The sequence below is a fragment of the Mesorhizobium sp. M2A.F.Ca.ET.067.02.1.1 genome (genome assembly GCF_004023285.1).
GTDB lineage: Bacteria > Pseudomonadota > Alphaproteobacteria > Rhizobiales > Rhizobiaceae > Mesorhizobium.
In genome coordinates this window covers 1-6089 of sequence record NZ_RZSB01000351.1, presented here as the reverse complement: position 1 = coordinate 6089, position 6089 = coordinate 1, and the positions used below count along the sequence as shown (strand labels likewise).

Genomic DNA, 6089 nt, shown 5'->3' with positions numbered 1-6089 from the left:
ACCATTTCAGTGCTGTTCCAGTCGCGTACTTTCGGGCCAAAGCCGTTCTCATCGACTGAGCGCATGGTGAGCATGACATGGGCATGCGGTTTAGGGCTTCCGTCCTCCGCCCTGTCCCAATGCACGTTAAGATCGGCGACCATGCCCCGGCTGACAAACTCGGCCTGCACGAAGTCCCGTGCCAATTCGATGCCTTGCGCCAGGCTCAGCTCGCGTGGCAGAGCAAATTCCACCTCGCGGGCCAGTTGGGTATCCTTGCGCACCTCGAACGCCTCGACGTCGTTCCAGAGCCGTTCGCGGTCGCTCCAGGCTTCCGGCGCATTCTCCGGCAGCAGGACCTCGGAATGGACGACGCCACGCTTGGCCGAGAAGTCATGAGTGCGTTCGATGCGCTGGTCGCGCAGCCGAGACGCCGAGCGGTAGGCTGCAGACGCAACCGCGCTGCTGCCTGCCTTGCGGCCAATGACCTTGACGTGAAGATGATAAGATTGCCATCGCGACCAAATCATTTGCACGCCAAAGCGCACGTCGGCACGACGTATAAGCGCGCCCTCCCTCGAAAAATTCTCGGGATGGACCAGCCCGTCCCGGGCTGTCTCGGCAACCCTGAAGCCTTCCGGCGAACGCTCCCCTATCATTGTCGGATCGACAATCAATGGAGACAGCCATGCGCAAACAACGAGACTTCGACGCCGAACTTCACGCCCTGGAAGAAAAAGCGCGAGAGCTCAAAACGCGAAAGGTGCAGCAGCTCGGCGAATTGGTCATTGCCACCGGCGCCGATCAACTCAGCACCGACGAACTGGCCGGCGCCCTGGTCGCAATCGCCGAGACGAAGGACGCCGCAAAACGCGAGGCATGGGCCAAGCGTGGGGTGATGTTTTTCGAGAGCAGGCCCCGGCGAGCTGTGCCGGCATCTCAGCGCAACCTGCGTAGCGCTCCTGGCAGGTCGACCGCCGCAAACGCACCCGACATCTGATTGAATTCGGCGGTCTCGTCGTCAAGGCCGGCATCGTCGATCTGACCGCTGATGATCGCGCCACCATTTTCGGCGCGCTGCTTTGGATCGCCGCCAAGCTCCAAAGCCATGAGGGCGAGCATGCCCGGGAACTGTGGGCCGCGAAGGGGAAACAGGCGTTCGCTGCGGAACGGCATGAAGAGCAAAAGGGCCAATGACGCACCGAAGATTGGCGAGCGCCGGATCCCACCCGGTCAAAAACCGCTTCAATGTGAAAGGGATGTTTCACATTCATCTCGGGTTCGTCGGTGACTCAGTGTTGCTGACCGGAAACCCGGTCACGACCAACCTAAGTTGAAGGCATCGCACTAGCGGTTCCGGCAGTCAGGTATCCCCGGATGGTTTGTGAACCAGCAGGTTGCAATCGTCCGCAATGGGTCAATAGGCTATTGAGATATGGGCACGGTCACTCTTCTCTGAACGCCCTGTCGATCTGATCCGCCAGCGGCTTGACCAGATAGGACAGCATCGTGCGGTTGCCCGTCGAGAAGAACGCCTCGACAGGCATGCCGGGCGCCAGCGCCAGACCTTTGAGCTTTTTCAGCTCCGGGCGCGGAATGCCGACGCGGACGGTGTAGAAGCCCGCGCCGCTGCGCTCGTCGAGGCTGAGGTCGGCGGATATCTCTTTGACATTGCCGTTCAGCTCCGGCGTGACACGCTGGTTGAACGCCGAGAACTTCAGTCCCGCTTCCTGGCCTGTCTTCAGCTGGTCGATATCCTGCGGCGCCACGCGCGCCTCCACGGTCAGCTCATCCGCCACCGGCACGATCAGCATGACGACTTCGCCGGGGGTGATGACACCGCCGACGGTATGGACCGCAAGCTGATGCACCACCCCGTCCTGCGGGCTGCGGATGTCGATGCGCTTCAATTGATCCTCAGCCGGCACCTTGCGCTCGACGAACTCGGATATCTTGCTCTGGACGTCGCGCAGTTCGGTCGCGACCTCCTTGCGCAGATCCTGGTCGACCTGGATGATCTGCAGGCGCGTCTCCGCGATGCGGCCCTTCGCCTGAGCGATCGAGGCGGTGAGCTGGCCGTGCTCGCCGTCGAGACGGACGGCGTCGCGTTCGAGCGCGGTCAGGCGATCGATCGACACCAGCTTCTGCTGCCAGAGCTTGCGGATGCTTTCGAGCTCGGTGCCGATCAGCTCGATCTCGTGGCTCTTGGCGACGCGCTGCTCGCTCAAGCCGGAGCTCTCCTCGGCCAGTTGGGCGATGCGCTCCTCGAGCTGCGCCTTCTGGCCGGCGCGCGACTGCCGGCGGAATTCGAACAGGGACTGCTCTCCGGCCATGGCGCGGGCGACGGTCGGATCGTCCTGTCGAGAGGTCAGCGATTGAGGAAACGCAATCGCCTCCTGGCCTCGAATTCGTCGAGGCCTTTGGTGACGATCGCCAGATTGGCCCGCGTCACGCTCTCGTCGAGGCGCAACAGGACGTCGCCCGACTTCACCGCATCGCCTTCGCGCACGAGGATCTGGCCGATAACGCCGCCGGTCGGGTGCTGCACCTTCTTGACACTGGAATCGACGACCAGCCTGCCGGAAGCGATCACCGCGCCGGACAGTTCGGTGACGGCGGCAAGGCCGCCGCCGCCGACAAGAAGGATGCAGGCGGCGACGCCGCCGATCAGATAGCGGCGAATGGCCTTTTCGACCGGAGCAGCTTCGTCGGCCATCAGGATGCGGTCTCCTCGGCCCCGGCAACCACCTTCAACGGCGCCGCCCCCGGACGGGTAACCTTGTTCAGAACCTCGTTCTTCGGCCCGAAGGCCTGCACGCGGCCATTGGCCATGACCAGCACCAGATCGAGGCTGGCCAGCGCGCTGGGACGATGCGCCACGACGACCGCGATGCCGCCGCGGGCGCGCACGCCCTGGATCGCCTCCGTCAGCGCCGCCTCGCCCTCGGCATCGAGATTGGAATTCGACTCATCGAGGATGACCAGGAAGGGATCGCCGTAGAGCGCGCGGGCCAGTGCCACCCGCTGCCTCTGGCCCGCCGAAAGCGCCGAGCCGGCTTCGCCGATCCGCGTCTCATAGCCTTCCGGCAAACGGACGACCAGATCGTGCACGCCGGCGGCGAAGGCGAACCTTTCAATTGTGTTCCTGAGGGGGCGGACGCTCATCGCGAACACAATCGACGCGCCGCGTCAGTCGGACCCACGTCGCCGCGCAACTTCTTCTAGAGTAGCATGGTTGCTTAATGCCAAGCTTCTAGACACCAAGGATTGCCACCGAACTTGGCGAGGGCACTGTGGAATCCGTCCCACGTTCGGGACGGCTTGCCAAGCGGGACTCTCTATCTACCCCGGCTCCTCGCTCTCACTGCCGATAAGCACTCGCAATTCGGGCTGTGCTCGACCCAGAAAGTTCGAAAAGCTTCCAAGAACCCCAGTCGATCGTGAAATGTAGAATTATCTAGCGGCCGCTTTGCGGCCGTCAGGGATGCTCTGCTTTCATTAGAACCCTGACAGAAGCCGATCTTCGGACCGGCGAGCGGTCAACATCGCACGCGGACTCTAGCAGCATGATCTACTTCTGCCGGAACGCCGTGTGCAAAGACGTCGTCAGTGGCCCCTTCTGGCTATTTACAGCTGTGTCCCGTGTCGGCCGGTTAGTCTAGGCACCTAATCCGGGAGCCAAAGGTCGCGACCTATGTCGCCGTTCTGTCTCCGCGAGCTCATCAGAGGCTTCCTCGACACCGCGTGCAGCAGCCCGTTCGAGCCAAATGCGAGCAGCAGCCGGGTCTTGATCGCCGGCAATGCCCCTGGAGAGATAGCGGCCAAGCATGAGTTGGGCATGTCCGTGGCCCCTTTCGGCGGCGGCTGCAAACCACTTCTGCGCCGCTTTGTAGTCGAGCGACACGCCCTGCCCGGTCTCATACAATGCGCCGATCGCGAACATCGCCCCGGCATGGCCTGCGGCGGCGGCTTGCTTGAAGAGATGTGCCGCGGCTATCAAAGAGCGTTCTCCGCCGCGGCCGTTGTAGAGCATTTCGGCAAGAGCCACCTGCGCATCGACGATGCCTGCCCCGGCCGCCCGCTCAAACCAGAGGCGGGCCTCCCTCTGGTCGGCCGCCATGCCCCGACCATCCTGGAGCATGCGGGCATACATGTATTGCGCCTCGGCCACGCCCTCGGCCGCGCGGGCTATCCAATGCGCTGCGCGCTCTTGATCCTTGCGCACACCAAGCCCGTTGGCGAAGCAGAGACCGAGATTGAACGCAGCGACCAGGTCGCCCGATGACGCACTTGCCCCGAACCATCCAGCTACGCTGATTTCATCATCTGGTTCGCCCCCACCGTCAAGAACCAGGTTTGCGAGATCAACCTGGGATTCACGATTGCCGCTGGCGGCGGCGGCACGCAGCAAGCGTGCACCTTCCTCGGCGTCCTTAGCCACGCCATTGCCCGACAGATAGAGCGATGCCAAGGCCCGGGCGGCCGGTTGGTGGCCCGCATCCGCGGCCCGCCGGTACCACGTCGCGGCCTCGGCATAGTCCCGCTGGGGGTTGCCGGCATAGAGTTCGCCGACGCGATAAGCGGCATCGACATTTCCCGTCAGCGCGGCGCGGCGCATCCAGGCTTCCCCAGCGACGGCATCCTGATCCACCAGGCTACCCTCGATCAGGGCTAGCGCGAGCCGGAATTGAGCGGATGCGTGCCCATTCTCTGCGGCCTCTCGATAGAGTCTCTGAGCCGCTTCCAGATCGACGGGCACGCCCACTCCGTGCTCGCTGAGGATGGCAAGCAGATAGAGCGCAGTCGGCAGGCCGGCATCCGCGGCGCGCCGGACCTCGGCGGCAATCCTGGCTCGCTGCTCCGGTTGCCGCAGCCGGGCCAAGGAAAGGGCAAAGCCGAGGCATCCTTCAGGACAGCCGGCCGCCGCGGACTTCTCGTACCAGCCATGCGCTGCATCGAGATCGCGCATCGCCTTGGGCCCTTTGCTCAGGATGTAGCCAATTAGTGCCTGCCCTGTTGCAGAGCCCGCCTCAGAGGCCTTCCGCGCGAGTTCGAGCGCTGCCGTGAAGTCCGGCTCTCGCGAGGAATCCCGTTCGAACAAGCCTTCGGAACCTGATTCCTTGCCTGCAAGCCCTGCTATGCACAGCGCGGCAAGCAGCGCCTGCGCATCGGGACTGCCGCGATTGGCCGCTCGCCGCAGCCAACGCGCCCCTTCCGAGTGGCTCGGCGGGACGCCGGTGCCCTCCAAGTAGCAACGGCCGACCCGATATTGTGCCTCCACAATGCCGGCGCCTGCCGCGATAGCCATCAGCGCAAATGCCTCCGCAAGCCTGCCGCTGTCGGAAAGCTGGATCGCCCGGCGAAGCGCCAGCGCGGGACGGAAGCGTCCAGTCAGGCGGTCGAGGATAGCCATCCTAGGGCTCCCGCATCGCTTCCTGTCCAATCGGCAGCATGGCGCCAAGCATGTATTTCAGCACGGTACGCCGGCCGACCTTGACATCGGCGGTGACAGGCATGCCGGGGCTGATCGCGAAACCAGCTGGCAGGCTGTGGAGGGCGACATCGTCGATCGAGATCTGCGTGCGATAGAATTGATCGGTATCCGCCGGAAGCATGGCCAGCGAGCTGTTTGGATCGCGTGCCTGCTCCCTGGCCGAGAATGAATCCGGGCTGACTGTGCGAACAGTGCCGTGAGCCAGGCCATATTGCGAATAGGGGAAGGTATCGAATTTGATGGCCACGGGATCGCCGACATGGACGAAGCCGCTGCTGCGTCCGACGATGTTGGTCTCGACCTCAAGCACCGCATCGGCGGGAACCAGCGTGATCAAGCGCTCGCCGGACTGCAGGACCGCGCCGACGGAAACCTTGGCCACCGATTGAACCGTGGCGTCGGCCTCGCTTTTCAACTCCACCAACTGCTTGCGCAGCTTCGCCTTGTTGAAAAGCTCGCGGGCATCCGACATGCGCGAGTGGGCTTCCGACAGGCTCTGCGAGACGTCGGCACGCCAGCTTTGAATGTAGCCGTTGCGCTCTGCATCGACCGCTGCCTGCTGGCGCTTGGCGGCCTCGGTCGTCTGCACGGCGTTGGCGAGCGATCGTGACATCTC

The 6089-nt window shown here is 63.7% G+C and carries 5 protein-coding genes and 2 pseudogenes; 2 read left to right on the top strand and 5 right to left on the bottom strand.

The window, feature by feature from the left end:
- On the bottom strand, positions 1-509 hold a 509-nt coding region (mobQ, locus tag EOA28_RS21795; RefSeq protein ID WP_189342131.1), incomplete at its 3' end, for a MobQ family relaxase.
- A 146-nt stretch (positions 510-655) separates the two neighbouring features.
- On the opposite strand from mobQ, the gene EOA28_RS21790 reads away from it, so the two are divergent.
- Both EOA28_RS21790 and EOA28_RS21785 read left to right on the top strand, forming a co-directional pair.
- The gene (locus tag EOA28_RS21790; protein ID WP_127252064.1) at positions 656-979 is read left to right on the top strand and encodes a conjugal transfer protein TraD; all 324 of its coding nucleotides are present in this window, start codon (positions 656-658) and stop codon (positions 977-979) included.
- Positions 976-1176 carry a conjugal transfer protein TraD gene (locus tag EOA28_RS21785; RefSeq protein WP_127252069.1) on the top strand — a complete coding sequence of 67 codons (201 nt, stop codon included), beginning with the start codon at positions 976-978 and terminating at the stop codon, positions 1174-1176. Before EOA28_RS21790 ends, EOA28_RS21785 begins: the two co-directional genes overlap by 4 nt.
- 248 nt (positions 1177-1424) lie before the next feature.
- On the opposite strand, the pseudogene EOA28_RS21780 reads toward EOA28_RS21785, so the two are convergent.
- The 4 genes and pseudogenes from EOA28_RS21780 to EOA28_RS21765 form a co-directional block, all read right to left on the bottom strand.
- A pseudogene (locus EOA28_RS21780) lies at positions 1425-2695 on the bottom strand (HlyD family type I secretion periplasmic adaptor subunit).
- Positions 2695-3099, bottom strand: a pseudogene (locus EOA28_RS21775) (ATP-binding cassette domain-containing protein); the annotation flags it as partial. The pseudogenes EOA28_RS21775 and EOA28_RS21780, both read right to left, overlap by 1 nt.
- Positions 3100-3637: 538 nt before the next feature.
- Positions 3638-5392, bottom strand: coding sequence for an SEL1-like repeat protein (locus tag EOA28_RS21770; protein WP_127252065.1), 1755 nt, complete (start codon positions 5390-5392; stop codon positions 3638-3640).
- A gap of 1 nt (position 5393) precedes the next feature.
- On the bottom strand, positions 5394-6089 hold a 696-nt coding region (locus EOA28_RS21765; protein WP_128315245.1), incomplete at its 5' end, for an HlyD family type I secretion periplasmic adaptor subunit.

Excerpts from the sequence above, each read along its gene's own strand:
- EOA28_RS21790 (WP_127252064.1), top strand. The coding sequence starts at position 656 with ATGGAGACAGCCATGCGCAAACAACGAGACTTCGACGCCGAACTTCAC.
- EOA28_RS21770 (WP_127252065.1), bottom strand. The coding sequence starts at position 5,392 with ATGGCTATCCTCGACCGCCTGACTGGACGCTTCCGTCCCGCGCTGGCG.